Annotated in this window: 23 protein-coding genes and 1 tRNA gene; 15 read left to right on the top strand and 9 right to left on the bottom strand. The window is 61.1% G+C overall.

Annotated elements, in window-relative coordinates:
* Window positions 1-572: TCP-1/cpn60 chaperonin family protein (locus tag ACOYNB_RS13835; protein ID WP_422839585.1), on the top strand; the 572-nt coding region annotated here is incomplete at its 5' end.
* 135 nt (window positions 573-707) lie between these two features.
* Here the strand turns inward: ACOYNB_RS13835 and ACOYNB_RS13830 are convergent.
* Entirely contained in the window at window positions 708-872 is a 165-nt protein-coding gene (locus tag ACOYNB_RS13830) for a DUF3149 domain-containing protein (protein WP_422839584.1), read from the bottom strand.
* A gap of 257 nt (window positions 873-1,129) precedes the next feature.
* Here ACOYNB_RS13830 and ACOYNB_RS13825 point away from each other — a divergent pair, with 257 nt between their 5' ends.
* Window positions 1,130-3,304: a patatin-like phospholipase family protein gene (locus ACOYNB_RS13825; RefSeq protein WP_422839583.1), complete on the top strand. Its 2,175-nt coding sequence runs from the start codon at window positions 1,130-1,132 to the stop codon at window positions 3,302-3,304.
* Window positions 3,305-3,329: 25 nt separating this feature from the next.
* Here ACOYNB_RS13825 and ACOYNB_RS13820 read toward each other — a convergent pair whose 3' ends face one another.
* Genes ACOYNB_RS13820 through ACOYNB_RS13810 form a run of 3 tightly spaced genes read right to left on the bottom strand, consistent with a single transcriptional unit; the run spans window position 3,330 to window position 6,067 of the window.
* Entirely contained in the window at window positions 3,330-4,481 is a 1,152-nt protein-coding gene (locus tag ACOYNB_RS13820; protein WP_422839582.1) for a protein-glutamate methylesterase/protein-glutamine glutaminase, read from the bottom strand.
* Between the two features lie 15 nt (window positions 4,482-4,496).
* Window positions 4,497-5,210 carry a chemoreceptor glutamine deamidase CheD gene (gene cheD / locus ACOYNB_RS13815; RefSeq protein WP_420817873.1) on the bottom strand — a complete coding sequence of 238 codons (714 nt, stop codon included), beginning with the start codon at window positions 5,208-5,210 and terminating at the stop codon, window positions 4,497-4,499.
* A 26-nt stretch (window positions 5,211-5,236) separates the two neighbouring features.
* Window positions 5,237-6,067, bottom strand: coding sequence for a CheR family methyltransferase (locus ACOYNB_RS13810; protein WP_422839581.1), 831 nt, complete (start codon window positions 6,065-6,067; stop codon window positions 5,237-5,239).
* A gap of 241 nt (window positions 6,068-6,308) precedes the next feature.
* Here ACOYNB_RS13810 and ACOYNB_RS13805 point away from each other — a divergent pair, with 241 nt between their 5' ends.
* From ACOYNB_RS13805 to ACOYNB_RS13795, 3 genes are read left to right on the top strand one after another with little or no spacing between them, the layout of a single operon-like run.
* Entirely contained in the window at window positions 6,309-7,082 is a 774-nt protein-coding gene (locus ACOYNB_RS13805; protein WP_422839580.1) for a GGDEF domain-containing protein, read from the top strand.
* An 8-nt stretch (window positions 7,083-7,090) separates the two neighbouring features.
* A complete protein-coding gene (locus tag ACOYNB_RS13800; RefSeq protein WP_374256884.1) occupies window positions 7,091-7,891 on the top strand; it encodes a MinD/ParA family protein in 801 nt (266 codons plus the stop codon).
* 48 nt (window positions 7,892-7,939) lie between these two features.
* Window positions 7,940-8,356, top strand: a complete 417-nt coding sequence (locus ACOYNB_RS13795; protein WP_422839579.1) for a group II truncated hemoglobin — start codon at window positions 7,940-7,942, stop codon at window positions 8,354-8,356.
* Window positions 8,357-8,363: 7 nt separating this feature from the next.
* Here ACOYNB_RS13795 and ACOYNB_RS13790 read toward each other — a convergent pair whose 3' ends face one another.
* The 3 genes from ACOYNB_RS13790 to radC all read right to left on the bottom strand — a co-directional run bounded on the left by ACOYNB_RS13790 (window position 8,364) and on the right by radC (window position 10,523).
* Window positions 8,364-9,065 carry a hypothetical protein gene (locus tag ACOYNB_RS13790; RefSeq protein WP_422839578.1) on the bottom strand — a complete coding sequence of 234 codons (702 nt, stop codon included), beginning with the start codon at window positions 9,063-9,065 and terminating at the stop codon, window positions 8,364-8,366.
* 61 nt (window positions 9,066-9,126) lie between these two features.
* The gene (locus ACOYNB_RS13785) at window positions 9,127-9,816 is read right to left on the bottom strand and encodes a Smr/MutS family protein (RefSeq protein WP_422839577.1); all 690 of its coding nucleotides are present in this window, start codon (window positions 9,814-9,816) and stop codon (window positions 9,127-9,129) included.
* Window positions 9,817-9,848: 32 nt separating this feature from the next.
* Window positions 9,849-10,523 carry a RadC family protein gene (gene radC, locus ACOYNB_RS13780; protein ID WP_422839586.1) on the bottom strand — a complete coding sequence of 225 codons (675 nt, stop codon included), beginning with the start codon at window positions 10,521-10,523 and terminating at the stop codon, window positions 9,849-9,851.
* Window positions 10,524-10,738: 215 nt separating this feature from the next.
* Between radC and ACOYNB_RS13775 the strand changes: the two genes are divergently transcribed.
* From ACOYNB_RS13775 to ACOYNB_RS13760, 4 genes are all read left to right on the top strand, one after another.
* A complete protein-coding gene (locus tag ACOYNB_RS13775) occupies window positions 10,739-11,200 on the top strand; it encodes an FKBP-type peptidyl-prolyl cis-trans isomerase (RefSeq protein WP_422839576.1) in 462 nt (153 codons plus the stop codon).
* Window positions 11,201-11,213: 13 nt separating this feature from the next.
* Window positions 11,214-12,191 (top strand): 4-hydroxy-3-methylbut-2-enyl diphosphate reductase, encoded by a 978-nt coding sequence (ispH, locus tag ACOYNB_RS13770; RefSeq protein ID WP_422839575.1) that lies wholly within the window; start codon window positions 11,214-11,216, stop codon window positions 12,189-12,191.
* A gap of 59 nt (window positions 12,192-12,250) precedes the next feature.
* Window positions 12,251-13,552: a serine--tRNA ligase gene (gene serS, locus ACOYNB_RS13765; protein ID WP_422839574.1), complete on the top strand. Its 1,302-nt coding sequence runs from the start codon at window positions 12,251-12,253 to the stop codon at window positions 13,550-13,552.
* A 70-nt stretch (window positions 13,553-13,622) separates the two neighbouring features.
* Window positions 13,623-13,713 (top strand) — tRNA-Ser (locus ACOYNB_RS13760).
* A gap of 43 nt (window positions 13,714-13,756) precedes the next feature.
* Here ACOYNB_RS13760 and ACOYNB_RS13755 read toward each other — a convergent pair.
* Both ACOYNB_RS13755 and ACOYNB_RS13750 read right to left on the bottom strand, forming a co-directional pair.
* Window positions 13,757-14,761 (bottom strand): glycosyltransferase family 2 protein, encoded by a 1,005-nt coding sequence (locus ACOYNB_RS13755; protein ID WP_422839573.1) that lies wholly within the window; start codon window positions 14,759-14,761, stop codon window positions 13,757-13,759.
* Complete coding sequence (locus ACOYNB_RS13750; RefSeq protein WP_422839572.1) at window positions 14,745-15,974, bottom strand: glycosyltransferase; 1,230 nt, start codon at window positions 15,972-15,974, stop codon at window positions 14,745-14,747. Before ACOYNB_RS13750 ends, ACOYNB_RS13755 begins: the two co-directional genes overlap by 17 nt.
* Before the next feature lie 148 nt (window positions 15,975-16,122).
* On the opposite strand from ACOYNB_RS13750, the gene ACOYNB_RS13745 reads away from it, so the two are divergent.
* The 6 genes from ACOYNB_RS13745 (at window position 16,123) to ACOYNB_RS13720 (ending at window position 21,325) form a co-directional block, all read left to right on the top strand.
* Window positions 16,123-17,364: a thiolase C-terminal domain-containing protein gene (locus ACOYNB_RS13745; RefSeq protein ID WP_422839571.1), complete on the top strand. Its 1,242-nt coding sequence runs from the start codon at window positions 16,123-16,125 to the stop codon at window positions 17,362-17,364.
* Window positions 17,365-17,381: 17 nt separating this feature from the next.
* On the top strand, window positions 17,382-17,696 hold the full coding sequence (locus tag ACOYNB_RS13740; RefSeq protein ID WP_422839570.1) for a hypothetical protein: 315 nt from the start codon (window positions 17,382-17,384) through the stop codon (window positions 17,694-17,696).
* A 35-nt stretch (window positions 17,697-17,731) separates the two neighbouring features.
* Entirely contained in the window at window positions 17,732-18,526 is a 795-nt protein-coding gene (locus ACOYNB_RS13735) for an SDR family NAD(P)-dependent oxidoreductase (RefSeq protein WP_422839569.1), read from the top strand.
* 141 nt (window positions 18,527-18,667) lie between these two features.
* Window positions 18,668-19,303 (top strand): Spy/CpxP family protein refolding chaperone, encoded by a 636-nt coding sequence (locus ACOYNB_RS13730; protein ID WP_422839568.1) that lies wholly within the window; start codon window positions 18,668-18,670, stop codon window positions 19,301-19,303.
* A 34-nt stretch (window positions 19,304-19,337) separates the two neighbouring features.
* On the top strand, window positions 19,338-20,054 hold the full coding sequence (locus tag ACOYNB_RS13725; protein WP_422839567.1) for a winged helix-turn-helix domain-containing protein: 717 nt from the start codon (window positions 19,338-19,340) through the stop codon (window positions 20,052-20,054).
* Complete coding sequence (locus ACOYNB_RS13720) at window positions 20,051-21,325, top strand: sensor histidine kinase (protein WP_422839566.1); 1,275 nt, start codon at window positions 20,051-20,053, stop codon at window positions 21,323-21,325. The genes ACOYNB_RS13725 and ACOYNB_RS13720 overlap by 4 nt, the downstream gene beginning before the upstream one ends.
* Window positions 21,326-21,352 lie beyond the last annotated feature (27 nt).

Raw genomic sequence — 21,352 nt, 5'->3', positions numbered from 1 at the left:
ACTACGACCGTGAAAAACTGCAAGAGCGCGTGGCCAAGTTGGCTGGCGGTGTTGCCGTGATCAAGGTTGGCGCTGCCACCGAAGTCGAAATGAAAGAAAAGAAAGCCCGTGTTGAAGACGCATTGCACGCTACCCGCGCTGCTGTGGAAGAAGGCATTGTGGCTGGCGGTGGTGTGGCATTGCTGCGCGCTCGTCAAAACGCTGGCACCATCAAAGGTGACAACGCTGACCAAGAAGCTGGCATCAAGCTGGTGTTGAAAGCGGTCGAGTCTCCTTTGCGCGAAATCGTCTACAACGCCGGTGGCGAGCCTTCAGTGGTCGTCAACGCGGTGTTGGCCGGCAAAGGCAACTACGGCTTCAATGCTGCCAACGACACCTATGGCGACATGATCGAAATGGGTATCCTGGATCCCACGAAGGTGACCCGTACGGCTCTGCAAAACGCCGCTTCCGTGGCTTCGCTGATGCTGACCACCGAGTGCATGGTTGCTGAAGCTCCGAAGGACGATGCGCCAGCCGGTGGCATGCCTGACATGGGCGGCATGGGTGGCATGGGCGGCATGGGCATGTAATGCCAGCCGCTTGGGACCCACTCAAGCCATGAAAAAGGACCGCAGCGATGCGGTCCTTTTTTTATGCGCACATGCTGGCTAAGCAATAAAAAAGGCTGCCTGATGGCAGCCTCTTGAGCGCAATGTGCGCAGTGCTTATGCGCGGCCTTCGCGAACCAGCTTGTCGTGTGCGGCGGTGTCTTCAGCCACATGCTTCTTGACAAACCAGCCGATGTAGCCACCCATGACAAAGATGAAGGCGATCACGCCCAAGCTCATCAGGCCATAGTCTGTTGTCAGGAAATCCATCAGTGCGTGCATGTTTGCATCTCCATAGTGCGTTCTGCTGCTATGAAACTCCTGATTACCCCCTGGGGTTCTGATTTGAATCAAATTCGCGCGAGGGCACATTTGCCCCCGAGTGAAAGTTTGACGCGGCACAATGTTTGACCATGTCACCTCTTGACCTAGCCCCGTTTTTTCGCTGTGGCCGCCGTCTCACCGCCAGTTTGTCCTGTCGTTGGTGGGCTGGCCTGGCACTGTTGGCAGCCTGCATGCTACCGGCGCAGGGACAGGATTTGCCCCGCCCCCGGATCGGCTTGGTGTTGTCGGGCGGCGGTGCCCGCGGCTTGGCCCACGTTGGGGTGCTCAAGGTGCTGGAGCGCGAGCGCATCCCGGTGGACGTCATTGCGGGTACCTCCATGGGCGCCATCGTCGGCGGCCTGTATGCAAGCGGTCTGTCGGCCAAAGAGGTCGAACGCGAGGTTGAAAAGCTGGATTGGGACAATGTGTTTGCCAGCCGGGTCGAGAGGCGAGAGCTGTCCCAGCGCCGCAAGGAGCAGGATTTCGAGGTCTCACCGCTGATCGAGGTGGGGATTGGTGCAGACGGTGTCAAGGCGCCGCTGGGCTCTTTGTCCAGCCGCATTCTGGAGTCGCATTTGCGCCGGCTGACCCTGTCTGCCAATCAGGTGCAAAGCTTTGACCAGCTTCCCACGCCGTTCAGGGCAGTGGCCACCGACATGGAAAGTGGGCAGGCCGTCATTCTGAAAGATGGGGACCTCGCCACCGCCTTGCGTTCCAGCATGTCGGTGCCGGGTATTTTTGCGCCCATTGAGGTCGATGGGCGCATCCTGGGCGATGGGGGCTTGGTCAACAACACGCCGGTCGATGTGGCGCGTGCCATGGGTGCCGAGCGGCTGATCGTGGTCAACATCGGGACACCGCTGAGCAAGCGAGACACCTTGGCCACGCTCACTGGCGTCACGGCGCAGATGATCAACATCCTGACGGAGCAAAACGTTCAGCAAAGCCTCAAGACTTTGAGGCCGGAAGATGTGTTGATCGCGCCGACGCTGGAGGGCTTGAGCTCTGCCGATTTCAACCGCGCCCGCGAGTTCATGGCGCTGGGGGAGTTGCAGGCCGAAGTCATGGTGCTGCGGATGCAGGATCTGAAGTTGAGCCCCGAAGCCTACGCGGCATGGAAAAAGCGCCGCCAACAGCGACAACCTGAGCCACCCAATCTGGAGTTTGTGCGCTTTGAGGGCTCGGATGGCACGCACCCTGAAATGCGTGCGGACATGTTGCAAAGCCAGCCGGGCAAGGTGTTCAGCGTGACCGATGCCGAGCGCGACATCAATCTGTTGGCTGCGTCAGGGGACTACATGCGCACCGACTATCGCCTGGTCCGTACGCCGGGCGGCGGGCAAGGGCTGGTTTTTGATCTGGAAGACAAGCCCTGGGGGCCCAACTACCTGCAGATGGGGTTGGACTTCAGTGCCGACAACCGGGGGCGCAGTGCGTTCAACCTGAAATTGGTACACAACCGCCATTGGCTGGATGCTGCGGGCAGCGAGTGGCGCAACATCGTCCGCTTGGGCTCATCGCCGTTGTTTGGAACGGAGTTGTACCGCCCGATGAGCTGGCAATTGCCGGATGGTTTGAGCGGGTTCGTGGCCGCATCGGCCGTGACCAAGGTGCAGACCTTCGACTACTACCGCAACTCATCCTCGGCCGAGGATGCCCGGGTCAAGCGCAGCGACATGGGCTTGATGCTGGATGCGGGCTTCAATTGGCGGGAATTCGGGGAGTTGCGCCTAGGCTATCAGGAGCAAAGCCGCAGTGATGCGCCCTCTTTGGCCACGCCCGACTATCGACTGTATCGGGGCGGCGAGAACCTGACCGAGAAATGGCACGAGCGAGGATGGCGCCTCAAAGCCGTGTTTGACCAGATGGATCACGCCTACTTCCCGACATCCGGGTGGCGGGTGGATGGCCAGTATTTCGTGGGGCACAGCGAACCCAGGGGGGGCAGTGACACGCCCAATGGGTTCATCAAGACCTTTGAAATGCAGGCTCAGGGGGTGCGCTCGTGGGGGCGGCATACCCTGGAGGTGTATGGCCGTGTGGGCTTGTCCGAAGGGGCGCAGCCCAGCGTGCCACGCTTTGGCCTTGGCGGCTTCCAGCAACTGTCGGGCTATTCGCCGTACCAGATCAGTGGGCCGCAAGTGGGACTGCTGAGGCTGGACTACCGTGTGCGCCTGGCGGACATGCCCTTGACCCGAGGCCTGTACCTCGGTACCAGCGGAGAGGTGGGCAATGCCTGGGAGCGTGCCCGTGACCTCATGCACGGTGGAAAGAAGACCGGGATGAGCTTGTACCTGGGGGCTGACACCGCCTTGGGGCCGGTTTACTTGGCTGTGGTCAACAGCCCGCAGGTTGGTTCGACGGTGATGTTGTTCGTCGGGCGTCCTTGAAAACGAAGGCCGCCCTTGGCCTGCGTCAGACGCGGCTGAGCGCTTGACCGACCGTGGCGCGCAGGTGATCCAGAACGTGCTGGCTGATCTTGCCCAGTGGGAGCACTTCATCCACCGCCCCGGCAGCGATGGCCTCACGTGGCATGCCGAACACCACGCAGGTGGCCTCGTCTTGTGCCACGCAGTAGGCGCCGGCATCGTGCATTTCGCGCATGGCTCTGGCACCATCCGCACCCATGCCCGTCAGCATGATGCCGATTGCGTTCGGGCCCACCACCCGTGCGGCCGACTTGAACAGCACTTCCACACTGGGCTTGTGGCGGTTGACCGGGTCCCCGTCCTGCACCCGGGCAATGTAGTTGGCGCCCGAGCGCTCCACGCTCAAGTGCATGCCGCCCGGCGCAATGTAGGCGTGGCCCGGCAGAATCCGCTCTCCATCACTCGCTTCGTTGACGCTGATCTTGCACAGGCCGTTAAGGCGTGCAGCGTAGTTGCGGGTGAAGCCCGGCGGCATGTGCTGGGTGATGACCACGGCCGGGGCGTCAGCGGGCAGGGTCATCAGCACTTCCTTGGTGGCCTCGGTGCCACCGGTGGACGCGCCAATGAAAATGATCTTTTCGGTGGACAGGCGGCCCAGGCTGTAGGCCCCGGTCTGCAAGGGGCGGGCGGGGGCTGCCGCAGCGGATGCACTCGACGTTGCCGGATTGGTTGTGCGGGCGCTGCTGACCGTGCTGGTGGCGGGCGCCGGGGCGCCGGGCACGTGCAGGCGATGGATGCGGGCTTTCGAGGCCACACGTATTTTGTCCGTGATGTCATCCGACAACTGGCGCAGGCCATCCGCCACGCCAATTTTGGGTTTGGCCACGAAATCGATGGCGCCCAACTCCAGCGCCTTGAGGGTGACCTCGGCACCACGCTCGGTCAGCGTTGACACCATCACCACCGGCATGGGGCGCAGTCGCATCAGCTTTGACAAGAAGTCGATGCCGTCCATCTTGGGCATTTCCACATCCAGCGTGATGACATCTGGATTGAGGTTGCGAATCATCTCCCGCGCCACGAGCGGGTCGCTGGCGGCGCCGATGCACTCCATGTCGGGTTGATGATTGATGATTTCGGTCAGCATGCTGCGCACCAGCGCCGAATCGTCCACCACCACCACGCGAATTTTGGGCATATTGTTCTCCGCCTGTTAGAACAGGTCGATCGAGCCACCGCCAGTTGCTGCGGGGACCACTTTTTGTGCTGCCATGCGTTCCTGCTGAACGATGGCGTCCGGATTGGTTGGGGCCAGGCGCTTGACCATGGCTTTGCCGCTGAAAGGCAGGAAACACACTTTGCGCGGGTAGATTTCCAAGACGTCCTTGGAGACCACCGGGATGCGTTCTGTTTTCAGATAGTCCATCACGAAGGCCGTATTGCGTTCGCCCACGTTGATGCTGTTCATGCCGCTGATCACCGCACCACCGCCGAAGACCTTGGCCTCCATGGTCATGCGCGACGCCCCCATCTTCATCATTTCGTTGATCAGCAGTTCCATGGCGTACGAGCCGTAGCGGCCCGAGTCGCTGCTGCCGCCACCGTTGTCAGGCAGCATGAAGTGATTCATGCCGCCCACCTTGGCCTGGCGGTCCCACAGGCACACGGCAATGCACGAGCCCAGGGTGGTCATGATCAACAGGTCTTCGTTGTAAACGAAGTACTCGCCCGGCAAGATCTTGACGGCCTCGGACTTGAAATGTGCGTCGTAGAAGAAGAAGGATGCTTCACCAGGCTTGGCAATGCGCGATTTCAGGCGCATCAACCGATCTGTCTTGGGCGAAGGGCTGCTTGCCAGTGCGGCGGTGGCCGACGCCAGGTTCGGCGAACCAGGCTTGGCACCCATGGGGGACGTGCTGCTTATCATCAGTAGATCCTTGTGCGGCGCCGCGATCAAACTCGGTCATAGACCGTCTTGCCCTTGAGCAAGAACAGGTCACGTGACTCGGTGAAGTTTTCAGAGTGGCCTACAAACAGCAGACCCTTGGGCTTCATCACTGCATGGATATGTTCTAGCACCTTGCGCTGTGTGGGTGCATCGAAATAAATCATCACATTGCGGCAGAAGACCACATCGAAGGGTTCGCCGAGTTGCCAGCTAGGCTGCATCAGGTTGAAGGGGCGGAACTCGATCATCTTGGTGAGTTCCGGCTTCACGCGGATGCTGCCTTCGTTGGCGCCCTTGCCCCGCAGGAAGAAACGATGCAAGCGCTGGGGTGTCAGACCCCGTGAGCTGGCGTCATAGACCGCACGGGATGCCGTGGCCAGCACATTCGTGTCGATGTCGCTGGCCATAATCTTGACGGGGGCGTGTGAGCCCAGGCTCTCGACGACGGTCATGGCCAGTGAGTACGGCTCTTCGCCGGTCGAGGCCGCACAGCACCAGATCCGGGTGGGTTGCGAACCACGCGCTTTGAGCCAATCTGCCAGAGCGTGAAAGTGGTGCTCCTCGCGGAAGAAGGAGGTCAGATTGGTGGTCAGGCAGTTGACGAATTCCTGCCACTCCTGCTGAGCCTGAGGCCCGGAGCCGTTTTCCAACCACTTGAGATAGCTCTCGAACGACAGGTGCGAGGTTTCGCGCAGGCGTCGAGACAGGCGGCTGTAAACCATGGCCTGCTTGCCTTCGTGAAGGCTGATGCCCGCGCGCTCATAAATGAGCGCACGCACTCGAGCAAAGTCTCGGGCGTGGAATTCAAATTCGCGATCGGCCACAGCTGTATTCATGACGAGGTGCAATCTGTGCGTGTGCGGGAAACCCGTAGCGATACCGCCCAAAACCGGGTGGCACATTCAGCTTATCGGTCGTTTGTCTGAAGACCTTGAGCCTGCCTGTGACCGTAATAACCCAATGTTGCGATTTGCCTAGGGAAAGTCCTGCATATCGGCGAATGGGGCCGTTCTGCACTGCTAGACTTGTAACCAACTCGCTTCTTTTGCCTGGAGCATTGCCATCTCGTCCACCACTTTGACCCTCGCTGGCGACGCGTCCGACCTGGTCGGGCCCTGTGGCCTGCGCCTCGAAAAAGCGCTCAGTCTGTTGGAGCAGGCCGGATGGGTGGTGCCCACGGATCTGGTGCCGGACAGCGCGCCCTGGCTGCAATGGATTGTGGACGGACTGTGTGATCTGTCCAGCCGCGATGCGTTGACGGGCTTGGCCAATCGACGTCAGTTTGAGGCGGCGATTGCCCGCGAACTGGACCGCGTGGCCCGCATTGGCGAGCCCGCCTTGCTGCTGGTGGCCGACATCGACCACTTCAAGCGCATCAACGACTCGTTCGGGCATGCTGCCGGTGACGTGGTCATTCGCTCTGTCGCGTCCGTGTTGCAGGAATGCGTGCGCCCGATGGACCTGGTTGCACGCATTGGTGGTGAGGAATTCGCCATCATTTTGCCAAACTGCCCCCATGTTTTCGGACAAACCGTGGCAGAGCGGATTCGCCAGCGGGTCGCCGCTACGCCTGTGGCAGTGATCGGCGGGCAGCAAATCACTGTCACGGTCAGCATTGGCGGTGCTTTTGCCCCGCAATGGGTGCGTTCGTCGCCGGCCTTGTGGTCCGAGCGAGCGGATCAGCAGTTGTATCGCGCCAAGTCGGAAGGGCGAAATCGCGCCTGCCTGGACATGCCGCCGCTGACGGTCGTGAGCGCGGAAGAAAAAAGCCTGCTTTTCGCGGGAGTTGGTCAATCCGATTCGAATTCGGACTCAGGTTTTGGCGAGTTTGTGCCGAATAACACCCCATGATGGCGCCTATGTCTGTTTCCGACTCCACAACCTCTCCAGCATCCGCCCGTCTTGCTCGCACGGTGGCCATCACCAGCGGCAAGGGCGGCGTGGGCAAGACCTTTTTCAGTGCCAACCTGGCTGCGGCCTTGAGCCGTCAAGGCCTGAAGGTGTTGGTGCTGGACGCCGATTTGGGTCTGGCCAATCTGGACGTGGTGCTGAACTTGTATCCCAAGATCACGCTGCACGATGTGTTCACCGGCAAGGCGCAACTGGAAGAGGCCATCTTGCCGGCACCCGGCGGGTTTTCCGTGCTGCTGGCCGGTTCCGGTCTGGTCGAGTATTCCCGCCTGACGCCTGAAGTGCGCGATCAGCTGTTCACGATTTTTGAGCAGGTCAAGCCACGTTTTGACGTGGTGCTGATCGACACCGGTGCGGGTATTTCCGACGTGGTGCTGTACGCCGTGTCTATGGCGCACGAAGTGGTCGTGGTGGCCACCCCTGAGCCCACCTCCATGACCGATGCTTACGCCACCATCAAGGTGCTGTCTGCCCAGCAAGCGCGCGAAAGCCTCAATCTGGTGGTCAATCAGGTGGCTCGCCAAGGCGATGGCCGCACCATTTGCCAACAACTGCAGCAGGTGGTGGAACGTTTTGTGGTGGGGGCCAACGGCTCGGCACCACGTTTGAACTTCTTGGGCGACATCCCGCTGGACACCAGCGTGCGCGAGGCCGTTCGCAAGCGTCAACTCCTGTTGGAACTGCATCCGGGCAGCCCCGCAGCACAGGGCGTGGTGCAAATTGCCACCCGTCTGCTCTCCAGGGCGTGATGCGCGTGCGCTGACAAGGTCTTGGCAGGTGCGCTACAGTGCCGCACCATGACCGAAGCGACCGAAGACACAACCGATCAAGCCGTTACCGCCTATGCTTTGCTGGGTGGTGACGCGCGCGTGCGCGAACTGGTGGACCGCTTTTACGATCTGATGGATCTGGAGCCCGAGTACACCGAGTTGCGTGCAGCCCATGGCGCCACGCTGGACGATGCTCGCGACAAGCTGTTCTGGTTCCTCAGTGGTTGGTTGGGTGGCCCCAATCTGTACATCGAGCGGTTCGGGCATCCGCGTCTGCGGGCCCGTCATCTGCCGTTCTCGATCGGCATCAAAGAGCGTGACCAATGGGTCAACTGCATGTCGCAAGCCATGATCGAGGTGAATGTGCCGGCTACCCTGAAAGTGCGGCTGGATCAGGCCTTCATGCAGACGGCCGACTGGATGCGCAACCGCAACGACATTTGATGCGGTTTCAGCCTGGCGTGCGACGGCGGCGTGCCGCCGCACCCAAGCCGACCAGTCCCGCGCCCATCAGTGCAGCGGTGCTGTTTTCGGGGACGGCTGTGGCCAGGCGCACTGCGCCCACGTAGTACGACGTGTTGCCGCCTACCAAGGTGAACGATTTGCCTGTCATGGCTTGGGTCAGGCTGCCGCCGGGCAGTGTGTAGTCCATTTCGTCCACGATCACGTGTACGGCTTGCGTGCTGGCCAAGGTCTGGCCATTCACGTCGAACAACTGGAATCCGATCACGGTGGCCTTGGATGAAAACGCAAAGGTGAGGTACTCCTGCGCGTCCACAGCCGTGTCCGTGCCGAGTGTGCCGGTGCTGGTCTGCCCCAATACGCCCAGACCCTGGCGTGCGGTGAGCAGCGATTGCGACGTCAGGCTGTCGGCTGCTGCAGCATCGAAACCGTAGGCCGCAAAGGTGCCAGCGTATTGCGAGGTGAACTGCAAACCGCTGGCGCAGACATTGGTGCCCGTACACAGGTCGCTGGAGTACAGCACGGTGCCGGTTTGGGTGGGAATGTCGGCGGTGCCAGGGGTATAAAACCGTACTTCTTCATAGGAGCCGGAGGCATCGGTCACAATGCCATTGGCCGCCTGCGCCACAGGCAGCGCTGCCATCAGCAGGGCGGCACAGATCAGGCGTTGGAAGAAGGAGGGGGGCAACATGGCTGGCATTGAATACAAGGTGTATCCAACTGTAGGGGCAGCCGCAGCCTTTGGCTAGCCCTCAAACGGAGGGCGCCCCTCCGGTCTTTCCCGGCTTCAGCAACACGACCAAAGCGCCGACGCCGCCTTCGTCCGCGCGTGCCTGAACAAAGGCCAGCACGCGGTCGCTTTGAACCAGCCAGCGCTTGGTCTTGTCTTTGAGTACGGGCTGACGCCCCGGTGAGCCCAGGCCTTTGCCGTGTACGACGCGCACGCAGCGCCACCCGCGCACTTGTGCGTCTCTCAGAAACTGGCTCAAGGCATCACGGGCCTCGTCGGTGCGCAGGCCATGCAGGTCGAGTTCACCTTGCAGAGCCCAGACACCGCGCCGCAGCTTTCGGACGACGTCAATGCCCAGTTCAGGTCGCCGCCATGACAGTGACTCGTCGGTCTCCAGCAAGCTCTCGACGTCAAACTCGTCTGATAAGGATTCTCGCAACACGGCCTGTTCGTCAGCCTGTCGGCGTGCCGGCACGGGGCGAGGGCGGTTGGGCGTGTGGTGGATACGGTCGGTATCCGGGATCGCATGTACCTGACCGACCATGCGCTTGAACAGCGCGCCATCGACTTGGGCGGCTTCCTTGCGTGCTTTCTCTGCGCGTTCTTGCGCAGCACGTTCAGCCGCTTCCTTGGCAGCTTTGGTCAATGCGCGCTTGAGGTCGGCGAAGTCGCGCAGGGGGGTGTTGGCGGGTGACTTGTTGGCTCGGCTCACGGCGGCAAGCCTACAACACAAACGGCCCTGTTTCAGAGCAGCCCGCGCTCTGCAAACGACACGGCGCCGCATCTCCCTACGACCATGTGGTCCAGCACCCGTATATCTACCAATGCCAGACTGCTCTTGAGGGTCTGCGTCAGCAGTTCATCGGCCCGGGAGGGTTCCAGCAAGCCGGAGGGGTGGTTGTGGGCGAGGATGAGGCTGGCCGCATTGAGTTCCAGCGCCCGCTTGAGGACCTCACGGGGGTAGACGCTGGTTTGCGTCAAGGTGCCCCGAAACAGCTCCTCGCAAGCAATCAGCCGGTGCTGTGCGTCCAGGAACAGCACGGCAAACACCTCATGGGGCAAGGCGCCCAGTCGCATCTGCAGATAGTCTTTGACCAGTTGAGGCGACGAAAACACGGGTTCGGTGCGCAGTCCACCCGACAGGCTGCGGCGGGCCATTTCCATCACGGCCAGCAACTCGGCCTGTTTGGCAGGGCCCAGGCCCTTCATCCGTCGCAGCTGCGCGGGCTGGGCAGACAACAGCCCTCCGATGCCACCCAAGTCGGTGAGCACCTTCTCGGCCAGTTGCAGCACCCCCAGCCCCTTCATGCCGGTGCGAAGCAGCAGGGCCAGAAGTTCAGCGTCGGCCAGGGCGCTGGCACCGTGTGTCAGCAGCTTTTCTCGGGGGCGCATGGCCACAGGCAAGTCTTTCATGGGGATGGGCGTGGGGCAGTCATCGGTCAAGCGGAGGATTGTCGGGACCGCTGCGGCGCGTGCTCATCCTCCTGAAGGGCGATGTCATGCCCCCATCACGAGGGGCAGCTCACCCTCCCGCGCACATGCCGGGCAGGGTTATGTGGGCGCAGCGGGCGGCAAAAAACTAAAATCTCGGTTTTGTTCACTTCATGCCCGGTGCCTGGCGCGGGGCTTTCGTCATGACCACCGCTGTCCCCACTGTTGCCGCAGGCTCGTTTCTGACCCTCCACTATCGACTGGCTGGACCGGACGGGGCGGACGTGGTGAACACGTTCAACGACAAGCCAGCCACCTTGTCGATTGGCCGCGGTGAGCTGTCACCTGCACTCGAAGCGCGCCTGATGGGGCTGGCCGAAGGCACACACACCACCATCGACTTGCCCGCTGGCGAAGCGTTTGGCCCTCACAACCCGGAGATGGTGCAGCGTGTGGGCATCGCCCTGATGCATGAACTGGGCGACAAGGACGAAACCTGGCGTGCGGGCGATGTGGTCCGTTTTCCGACCCCGGATGGACAAGGCTCGTTTGCTGGCGTCATCCGCGAAGTGGCCGCCGATGGTCAGTCTTTCGTGTTCGACTTCAACCATCCTTTGGCAGGGCAGCCTTGCACCTTTGAGGTCAAGCTGATCGGCGTCCTTTAAAACCATTCATCCCATGACCCAAGTTCAGGACGTTCTGCTGGCCGAGCCGCGCGGTTTTTGTGCAGGCGTGGACCGCGCCATTGAAATCGTCGAGCGGGCGCTGGCCCAGTTTGGCGCGCCCATCTATGTGCGCCACGAAATCGTGCACAACACCTACGTGGTCAACGACCTCAAGGTGAAAGGCGCCATCTTCATTGAAGATCTGGCCGAGGTGCCACCCGGCGCGACCTTGATTTTCAGTGCGCACGGTGTGAGCCAGGCCGTGCGTCATGAGGCGGATCGTCGCGGCTTCCAGGTGTTTGATGCCACCTGCCCGCTCGTGACCAAGGTGCACATCGAGGTGGCCAAGTTGCGCCGCGAGGGCTATGAGTTCTTGATGATCGGCCACAAGGGACACCCCGAGGTGGAAGGCACCATGGGCCAGTTGTCTGAAGGCATCTACCTGGTCGAAGACATCGACGATGTGGCCCTTGTGCAGGTGAACAACCCCGAGAAACTGGCGGTGGTCACACAAACCACCTTGTCGGTGGACGACGCCGCCGGCATTCTGGCGGCGATCAAGGCTCGTTTTCCGCACATTCGTGAACCCAAGCAGCAGGACATCTGCTACGCCACGCAAAACCGTCAGGATGCCGTCAAGCTCATGGCGCCGCAGGTGGATGTGGTCGTGGTGGTGGGCAGCCCCACCAGCTCCAACAGCAACCGTTTGCGTGAACTGGCTGAGCGTCTGGGGACGCCCGCCTACATGGTCGATTGCCCGGGGGATTTGCAGCCCTCCTGGTTCGACCAGCGTCCTCGTGTCGGCCTGACAGCAGGTGCTTCGGCGCCCGACGTGCTGGTGCAGCAAGTGATTGCGCGCTTGCGTGACCTGGGTGCCGTGTCGGTGCGACGCATGCAAGGGGTGGAAGAGCATGTGCGTTTTCCGCTGCCCAAGGGGCTGGGGGGCACGGGTCTGGATCGCCCATTGCCGGGCGCTCACAACGGATCTTGAGTCGGATGGCGCTCAACTCACGCTAAGCTTGCAACCTGTTTTAAATAGAACCCTTCACCATGCTCGATATCGCCCTGCTGCGTAAAGACCTCGACAGCGTGCTGGCCCGACTGGCCAAACGCAAGAACCCGCAGCCTTTCCTGGACGAAGCTCGTTTCCGCGCCCTGGAGGCGGAACGCAAGACCATTCAGACTCGCACGGAAGAGTTGCAGTCCCAGCGCAACAGCCTGTCCAAGCAGATCGGCATGCTCAAGGGCAAGGGTGAAGACGCTTCGGCGGTGATGGCGCAAGTCGGTGGCATTGGTGACGAACTGAAGGCCAGCGCCGAGCGCCTCGAGATCATCCAGGCCGACATGGCAGCCATGCTGATGGCGGTGCCCAACCTGCCGCACGACAGCGTGCCGGTGGGTTCGGACGAGTCGGGTAACGTCGAAGTGCGTCGCTGGGGGACCCCCGGCACCTACGCCTTCGAGGTGAAAGACCACGTCGATGTGGGTACCCCGCTGGGGCTGGACTTTGAAACCGGCGCCAAGCTCTCGGGTTCGCGCTTCACCTTCCTGAAGGGCCCGATTGCCCGTCTGCATCGTGCGCTGGCGCAGTTCATGCTCGACACGCAAACGCAAGAACATGGCTACACCGAATGCTACACACCGTATCTGGTGCAAGCCAAGGCCTTGCAAGGCACAGGGCAGTTGCCCAAGTTCGAACAAGACTTGTTCCACGTCACCTCGGGTGACGGCGAAGCGTCTGACAGCAAGTGGTACCTGATCCCCACGTCCGAGGTCACGCTGACCAACTCGGTGGCCGATTCGATCCTTCCGCTGGAACAGTTGCCGATCAAGCTCACGGGCCACACGCCTTGCTTCCGTTCGGAAGCGGGCAGCGCCGGGCGTGACACCCGCGGCATGATCCGCCAGCACCAATTCGACAAGGTCGAAATGGTTCAGGTCACCACGCCCGAGCAAAGCTACGAGGCGCTGGAGCAGATGGTGGGCCACGCCGAGGCGATCCTGCAGAAGCTGGAGTTGCCTTATCGCGTCATGTCACTGTGCACGGGTGACATGGGCTTTGGCGCCACCAAGACCTATGACCTGGAAGTGTGGCTGCCTGCGCAGAACGCCTACCGTGAGATCAGTTCTTGCTCGAACTGCGAAGCTTTCCAGTCGCGCCGCATGCAGGCCCGCTTCCGCAATGCCGCCGGCAAGACCGAACTGGTTCACACGCTGAATGGCTCGGGACTGGCTGTGGGGCGCGCCCTGGTGGCCGTGCTGGAAAACCACCAGCAGGCCGATGGCTCGGTGCGCATTCCTGCAGCACTGCGCCCTTATCTGGGCGGGGCAGAAGTCCTCAACATCGCCTGATGGCGGTGAAATATTGAAAACTGGTGCTATACTTGTGGGCTACACCGTTAACCACAGGTGCACCAGTTTAGGAGAGGTGGCAGAGTGGTTGAATGTACCTGACTCGAAATCAGGCGTACGTGAATAACGTACCGAGGGTTCGAATCCCTCCCTCTCCGCCAACACATCAAACCCGCTTAGCGCAAGCCAAGCGGGTTTTTTGTTTTACGCAAGTCGCTTCATGTCTTTGAACAAACTCCGAAAGGTGCGCATGGCTTTGTTGCGCAGCAGACCCGGTGGAACGTACCTCAGTGGCTTGATGTAAGGGTTCCGGGCACTGATTTGCTGGACAATGGTCAGGTAGCGTGTCCGCGTTTCGCCGGCAATGAGTGGTGCAGCGATCCGCAGGGCATACCGGAGTAGCTGACACTGACGCAGCGCCAGATAGGTTTGCGTGAACCGTTCTCCACCTCCGTACTCGTCAAACAGCGACTCCACGACAGTCAGAATGCCGTCAATTCGTCTTTGCATGTGCGCGGAGTTGGTCTCTGTGGTGATGGAGTTGGGGCGCCGAATGTAGTGATAGACGGGCTCTGCAAATTGACTCACCCGTTGCGCGGCGATCATGGCTTGAACGGTGGACAGGCAGTCTTCATGAATGATCCCGACTTTGAATTCCCACTGGTGCTGCAAGATGAATGCGCGGCGATAGGCATACAGACACACATGCACCATGAGTCCACCCGTGTTGCGAAGGCTGCTCGCGAAGTACTGTGAGCCAGTTTGAGCCCTGATCGTGGGGTGACGCAGTTTCTTGCGCTCAGTGCCGTTGTGCTCCCAGGCGTTGATCGCAATCAGGTCATCTGCACAGCCTGACAAGACTGCGAGTAGCTTGGACATGGCTTCAACGTCGTACCTGTCGTCGTCGTCAAGGAAGCAGATGTACCGCCCCGAAGCCATGTGGATGCCAATGTTGCGAGAGTCCGAGACGCCTCGATTCGATGCTTTGCCCAGAACCTGGAGTCGATGCCCGAATGACTGGCTTGCCTGAAATGCTTCCAGCCGTTGAAGTGAGCCGTCCGGCGAAGCGTCGTCCACCACAATGACCTCGATGCAGGGGTGCGTGGTGAGCAGGTCCGACAGATTGCTCAGCAGCGGGGTGATGCGCGATGCTGCTTGATACACCGTACAGACGACGGTGAGCAGGGGGGCTTCATGGGTGGCGAGCATGGTGGCTTTGCTGAATTTGATGCACTCGTGTCCAAGCTTGTGTGCTGACGGTGTGCCAGTCAAAGTGCCGGGCGAATTCGTTCAGCAGTTGCTGGCTGTGCGTCGTCCACAGAGACTCGTCCTCCATAAGGTGGGCTACTTCTTGTGCGAAGGTGTGAACTGCGCACTGAGTCACGCTGCGTTGGATGTCGTCAGGTAACCCCCTGGCACCAAAGGGCGTGCTGATCACGGGCGTGCCTGTCGCCAGGTAGTCCAACAGCTTGATGTTGATGCCGGAGCCACTGGTGATGGGGTTGAGCGCGACCCTGTGTTTCAGGAGTTCCGCATCCAGATCTGCGACGTAGCCCAGCACTGCGACGTTCGGGGGCAGCGTGCCCGAAAGATGCTCGCCACACTTGCCAGCAATGCAGAATTGATACTGCGGCAATTGCGGTGCGAGTGTGGTGGCGATGTACTGCGCGGCGTCCATGTTGGGGCCCCATGCGGACCCCACAAAGACGGCTGATGGCGTGCGGCGGTGAAAGCCCTGAATCGGTTGCTCACATTGGTTCCGCCCCTTGAAGCCGATCTGCACTTTTTGACGATCGGCCTGTGGTAGCAACTCACGGAAGCAGGCTGCATCCTGATCGCTGCAGCACCAAACCTGTGCGGCAGCACGGCAGAGAGAGGCTTCGATGCGCGCAGTCATGTATTGGTACAGCCTGGCGCGCCAGCGCGCAGGCGTTTGCTGGAGCGCAATCTCGGCCTCGACGTTCTGGGCGTCATAGACGATCGGGCGCTTCAAGATGGCGGGGACGTGTCGGGCGATGGGCCACATCCAGGGCGAGCAGAACACGATGACGTCATGTTGCAAGGCCAACTCCGAAAGTGCCGCACGCAGTTGTCGGGAGGTGCTTTGTCGCAAGGACCGCTTGAGCGGGCTGGTGTCGTCGAGCAGTCCCGATGGGGCTTTCAGTCGGCTGAGCTTGTTGCGCCTGTAGTCCGACGCGGGCAACTTTGCTAATGTGATCTGTGGCGAAACGTCTTCTTGCGTCAGCGTGGAGGCCGCTTCGTCGATAACGGCCAAGGTGCAAGGGGTGTGTCGGGCCAGCGCCTGGGAGAGATCAAAGACCGCGTGCTCGCCGCCGGTGGTTGGCGGGGATGGGTTCCAAGGGTAGAGGGCGAGGACCCGTGGGCCTGCTGTCGGATGAGCCGATTCATGCGCGAACTTCATGGCCGACAAGTCTATGCGCCAGATGCGACCGCGTCACCCAACTGGCTCAGGTTTGATCTGACTGACTTGTCATCAATTTGTGTTCCTGTAGCCTCATGCTGTCAGCACGGCCGCACGTTGCGGTCACGTCACCAGCAAAGGGGTAGGCATGAGCAAGGCCAGCATCATCGGGGCGTACAACACGGCATTTGGCGCCTTCGTTACCAAAGACAAGCAGTCCGGTCTGATGACCGACACCAAGACCTACTATGACTTGCTGATTGAGGCGGGTCGCGGCGCGATTGCCGATGCGGGGCTGGAGGCTAAGGACATTGATGCCATCTATGTGGGCTCTTGTTCGCCGGCTGGCTTCGTGAACCAGGAGCATGTGGCGCCCATTGCGGCAGAAATCGACCCGGCGCTGCGCTTCAAACCCATGACGCGTTGCGAGTGCGCCTGTGCTTCATCGTCGGTGGCGCTTTATGACGCGATCTACGCCATTGAGGCCGGGCGTGCGCGACACGTGCTGGTCATCGGTGTGGAAAAAATGAACCTGCTGCCCACGCCGCAGATGACCCACGTGTTGGCCTGCTGTTCGCACTGGCCGAGCGAGGGATCCAAAGGGTGGACCTTCCCCATGCTGTTTGCCGAGTACGCAAAGGGCTACCAGTCGCACTACGGCATCCCGACCGAAACGCTGGAGCAGATGCTCTGGACCGTCGGGGCGCTTGGCTACCGCAACGGTGCCGAGAACCCGTTAGCCCACGTCCGCAATGGTCCCCAAACCGTCGCCGACATCATGAAGCTCAACGAACTGGACGAGCGTGGTCGCAGCAAGAACATGATGATTGCCGCGCCCCTGCGCTTGCACGATTGTTCGCTGGTGTCGGATGGCGCTGCGGCCTTGGTGATCACCCAAACGGCCAATGTCAGCAACAAGGCTCGGGCGGTGGAGATTGCCGGCATCGGTCACTCGGTGGAGCGTTTGCCTGAAAACGTGCGCCCCAATATGTACGAACTGATGGCGGGTAAGGATGCTGTGGCCAAGGCGTACAAGGAGGCGGGCATCACCGCGGCCGATGTGGACTTGGTGGAACTGCACGACTGCTTCACCATCAACCAGATTTTGTCGACCGAAGCGCTGGGCTTGTCGGCCGATGGTCGTGCTGGTTTTGACTACCTGGATGGCCGTTTCACGCGGGATGATCGTGTGGCCATCAACCTGTCGGGCGGACTCAAGGCCAAGGGGCATCCGGTGGGCGCCACAGGGGCGTCGATGCACACCCTGATCTACAAACAACTGATCGGTGAGCCCATCGGTGTCCCAGCTAAAAAGGCCGACATCGGGGTCACCTTCAATGTGGGTGGTTCGGCCGTCACCAACTGTGTCTCGGTCTTGCGCAAGCTCTGACGTGCGGAGGTGTGACCATGATCAGCTTTGTGTACAACGACACCCGCTACGAATTGCAACCTGTGGGGTCGTCATGGAATGTTCTGCGATGTGAGTCGGGCGGGCGGCGTGTGACCGTCGGGGCTGGGCTGTTCCCCTGGAAGGGGCCGGCCGATGCGTGCTGCCTGGCCGAAGCCTTTGTGCAGACCGCTTACCCCGTTGGTGTCAAGCTCGTGGGGCCCGACGTGCAGCACCCCATGACCGTGGGTGATCTGCGCATCGTGGGGCCCAACGTGGGGCATCCCAACTTCATTTACTGGGACAAGGACAGCACGTCCTGTTCGCCCACCTGATTTCGGCATCCATCCCCTTTTGAAGGATCAGCATCATGAACATTCAAGGCAGCGTGGCCGTCATCACGGGCGGCGGTAAAGGCATCGGTGAGGCCGTGGCCAAACACCTGGTTCGGCAAGGAGCCAAGGTTGCGATTGTCGACATGGGTCAGGCGGACATCGACCGTGTGGTGGCCGACATTCAGGCCATGGGCGGACAGGCCATTGGCATTCAGGCCAATGTCACCAGCGAAGCCGATACGGCGCGCTTCATTCAGGCCACCATCGCGGCTTTCGGGCAACTCAACATTGCCGTGGCCTGTGCCGGCATCATCCGTGATGGCACCATGCTGTCGCTCGACAAAGAGACGGGCAAGGTGTCCAAAAAGCTCACCATGGACAAGTGGCAGTCAGTCATTGATGTGGACCTGACGGGCACCTTCCTGACCCTGCGCGACGCGGCAGAGGCCATGGTCAACGGCGGCTGGGAGGGCATCCTCATCCCCATCTCGTCGGTGAACAAGATTGGTCAGATCGGTCAGTTGAACTACTCTTCGACCAAGTCGGCGGTGGCGCTCATGCCCAAGATCATCGTGGGCGAGTTCCTGATGCGTGGCATTCGTGGCATTCGTTGCGTCGGCATTGCGCCGGGCTACACCGCCACGCCCATGCTCACCGGCATGAATCAGGAAGCGTTGAAGGCCATTCTCAAAGATGTTCACCTTGACCGCCTGATCGAGCCGCAGGAAATCGCCGATCTCATCGGGCACTGCGTCACCAACCAGGCGCTCAATGCCACCACGATCGAGATCACGGGCGGGCTGTGCTATCCGGGTGGCATCGCCAAGTGACGTGGATTGAACCCATCCGTGCGTTCTGGCCGGGTGGGTTCACACATCTTTACCCCGGGTCCACAGCCGGTTTACCCCGGCTCGCCAACATGGCTGCATGTTCAGTCGACGCGTGTCGGCTGCAATGATGGAGAAAATGCCATGTTTGAAAGCAAGTCTTCTGCTGGGGTGAGCAAGGTTGCGCGTCGCCCTTGGGTTGTCGGCGCCCTGGTTGCTGCGGGTGTCGCCAGTGTTGTGTTGAGCGTTGGCGCGATCGCGGCCGAGCGCGGTGAGTTCCGCGCCATGCGTGAGCACGGCGGTGCCTGCATGCACGGGCCCGAACATGGCGGCGCCATGGGGATGCCCCTGATGGGGGGACGAGCGCTGGAGCGCATGCTCGATGATGTCAAAGCGACGGACGAGCAACGCAAGCAAATTCGCGCCATTGCGGATCAGGCACGTGATGATCTGCGTGCGCTGCACAAGCCCGAGCAGGCTGACGACTTCCAGCGGCGAGCCATGAGTCTGTGGACGCAACCCAAGATCGATGCAGGTGCAGCTGAAAAACTGCGCGTTGAAATGCAGGCGCACCACGACCAGATCAGCAAGCGGATGACCCAAGCCATGCTGGATGTGGCGCGCGTCTTGACACCAGAGCAACGCAGCAAGCTGGCACAGCAGATGCAGACGCATCACGATCGCATGAAGGAGCGTCTGGCGCGCATGCGAGACCGAGCCCCGCAAGGCGGAGAGGAGGGCGCTTCGGCCTCCAAGACCCCACCAGCTGAACGTCGTTGAGCACAAAAGCCCGGAGCGCGCGACAATGTCTGACATGAGTGAGCACATCCTGCTGATTGACGACGACCTGCGCCTGAGCGCCATGGTGGGGGACTACCTGAGAGGCCACGGCTATCAGGTGGCCTGTGCCCCCAGCTTGGCTGCTGGCCGTGAGTTGCTGACGCGCCAGAGCTTTGACGCTTTGGTGCTGGATTTGATGCTGCCTGACGGGGATGGACTGGACCTGTGTCGAGAGTTGCGTGCGGCGCCACGCACGCGCGCGCTGCCGCTCCTGATGTTGAGTGCCCGTGGCGAGCCCACAGACCGTATTGTTGGGCTGGAGGTTGGGGCGGACGACTATTTACCCAAACCTTTCGAGCCGCGTGAGTTGTTGGCGCGCATCCGTGCCTTGTTGCGGCGCACCAGCGTCACGACCGAAGAGACGGACACCTGGCGCTTTGGCCGTTTGGAAATTGACACCGGGTTGCGTCAGGTCCGACTGGACAACAAGCCTTGTGACCTCACGTCCTACCAATTTGATTTGTTGTGCGTGTTGGCCCAAAACCCTGGGCGTGTACTCAGCCGCGACCAGATCATGGACTCGCTGAAGGGGCACCCTCTGGAAGCGTTTGATCGTTCGATTGACGTTCACATCTCGCGCATTCGTGCAGCGATTGAAACCGATCCCAAGGAGCCGCGTCGCATTTTGACGGTTCGAGGGGTTGGCTACGTCTTTGCCAAGAAGCAGGACGCGGATCTCGACGCTGCATGAAGACGCTGGCGCTGCGCATTTACCTCACCGTGGTGGCGGTGTTGCTGGTGTTCGCCTTGATCACCGGCTGGGTGGCGCAGCGCAATCTGGAGCACGAGCGCACGCAGTTTCACTCACAGACTGCTTTGGCTGAGCGTGTGGCGGCTTGGGGTGAGTTGCTGGAAAACAGCCTCCCCCCGGTCACGGCCCCCCGAGCTGAGCAAGCGCAGGCTTTCTTGATGTGGGCGGAGCGTTTGCGCTTGCCCATGGCGCTCGACGACCCACAGGGGCAACGCCTGGCAATGGCCCCGGTCTTGCAAGAGCGTCTTCAACGGCATCCTGAAACAATGGATGCGCTGCGGCAGGTCAAGCTGTCTGATGGCCGCACGCTGTGGGTGATGTTGCGGGTGGTGCCTGTGTTGAAAGACCGTGGCGCCACACCTTTTGATCGCGGGTTTGATGGCCCTGGTGGACCGAATGGGCCGATGGGGCCAGGTGCACCCATGATGGGCGAGCCTCCACGGCGCGGTGATGGCGGCCCGCCCCCCGATCTCTCCCCCGCTGATGCCTCGTCGTCGTTCAGGCCTGACCGTCGCCCATCACCTTTGGCTGTGCCACCGCCTTGGCTCTACCCTTTGGTCGGCGTGGTGCCCCCATGGTTGATCCAAGGCGTGCCGGCTCTGGTGTTGTCGCTGGTGCTGCTGTTTGTCGCAGTGGCGATTGGCGCGTGGCCGGTGGCAACGCATCTCACACGTCGGTTGACCGCATTGAGGCAGGGCGTGGAGCGATTCGGTACGGGGCAGCTGCAGCATCGAGTTGCCGTGGAGGGGCGTGACGAAGTGGCCGCATTGGCGCGCAGCTTCAATGAGGCCGCTCAGCGCATTGAAGATCTCATCACCGCCAATCGCAGTTTGCTGGCCAACGCCAGCCACGAACTTCGCTCACCTCTGGCGCGGCTCAAGATGGCCGTGTCTTTGATGGCTGACATGCCACCCGAGCGTGCCACACAGATCCGAGAAGAAATTCATCAAGACATCCGTGAGCTGGATGCATTGGTCGAAGAAGTCTTGCTGGCCAGCCGTTTGGACGCAAAAGCCCAAATCCAATGCAGTCCGGTTGACTTGATCGGATTGGCGACGGAGGAGGCGGCTCGCGTGAGCGTGCAGGTCGAGATCCTGCCGAGTTTCCCATCCCAACCATACCTGGGCGATGAGCGCTTGTTGCGTCGCGCATTGCGCAATTTGCTTGAAAATGCCAGGCGTTATGGGGGGGGGATGTCGAGTTGGAATTGACCAGTTCAGCGCGCGCCGTCGAACTGC

It is taken from the genome of Aquabacterium sp. (genome assembly GCF_049317225.1).
Taxonomy (GTDB): Bacteria; Pseudomonadota; Gammaproteobacteria; order Burkholderiales; family Burkholderiaceae_C; genus Aquabacterium.
The sequence above is the reverse complement of the archived record's forward strand: the minus strand, read 5'-3'. Positions and strand labels throughout refer to the sequence as shown.

Coding starts and splice junctions, on each gene's coding strand:
- ACOYNB_RS13820 (WP_422839582.1), bottom strand. CDS start 4,481: ATGCCCAAAATTCGCGTGGTGGTGGTGGACGATTCGGCGCTGGTGCGC.
- ACOYNB_RS13745 (WP_422839571.1), top strand. CDS start 16,123: ATGAGCAAGGCCAGCATCATCGGGGCGTACAACACGGCATTTGGCGCC.
- serS (WP_422839574.1), top strand. CDS start 12,251: ATGCTCGATATCGCCCTGCTGCGTAAAGACCTCGACAGCGTGCTGGCC.
- ACOYNB_RS13790 (WP_422839578.1), bottom strand. CDS start 9,065: ATGTTGCCCCCCTCCTTCTTCCAACGCCTGATCTGTGCCGCCCTGCTG.
- ACOYNB_RS13775 (WP_422839576.1), top strand. CDS start 10,739: ATGACCACCGCTGTCCCCACTGTTGCCGCAGGCTCGTTTCTGACCCTC.
- ACOYNB_RS13750 (WP_422839572.1), bottom strand. CDS start 15,974: ATGAAGTTCGCGCATGAATCGGCTCATCCGACAGCAGGCCCACGGGTC.
- ACOYNB_RS13795 (WP_422839579.1), top strand. CDS start 7,940: ATGACCGAAGCGACCGAAGACACAACCGATCAAGCCGTTACCGCCTAT.
- ACOYNB_RS13810 (WP_422839581.1), bottom strand. CDS start 6,067: ATGAATACAGCTGTGGCCGATCGCGAATTTGAATTCCACGCCCGAGAC.
- ACOYNB_RS13720 (WP_422839566.1), top strand. CDS start 20,051: ATGAAGACGCTGGCGCTGCGCATTTACCTCACCGTGGTGGCGGTGTTG.
- ACOYNB_RS13730 (WP_422839568.1), top strand. CDS start 18,668: ATGTTTGAAAGCAAGTCTTCTGCTGGGGTGAGCAAGGTTGCGCGTCGC.
- ACOYNB_RS13800 (WP_374256884.1), top strand. CDS start 7,091: ATGTCTGTTTCCGACTCCACAACCTCTCCAGCATCCGCCCGTCTTGCT.
- ACOYNB_RS13725 (WP_422839567.1), top strand. CDS start 19,338: ATGAGTGAGCACATCCTGCTGATTGACGACGACCTGCGCCTGAGCGCC.
- ACOYNB_RS13740 (WP_422839570.1), top strand. CDS start 17,382: ATGATCAGCTTTGTGTACAACGACACCCGCTACGAATTGCAACCTGTG.
- ACOYNB_RS13755 (WP_422839573.1), bottom strand. CDS start 14,761: ATGCTCGCCACCCATGAAGCCCCCCTGCTCACCGTCGTCTGTACGGTG.
- cheD (WP_420817873.1), bottom strand. CDS start 5,210: ATGATAAGCAGCACGTCCCCCATGGGTGCCAAGCCTGGTTCGCCGAAC.
- ACOYNB_RS13830 (WP_422839584.1), bottom strand. CDS start 872: ATGCACGCACTGATGGATTTCCTGACAACAGACTATGGCCTGATGAGC.
- ACOYNB_RS13735 (WP_422839569.1), top strand. CDS start 17,732: ATGAACATTCAAGGCAGCGTGGCCGTCATCACGGGCGGCGGTAAAGGC.
- ispH (WP_422839575.1), top strand. CDS start 11,214: ATGACCCAAGTTCAGGACGTTCTGCTGGCCGAGCCGCGCGGTTTTTGT.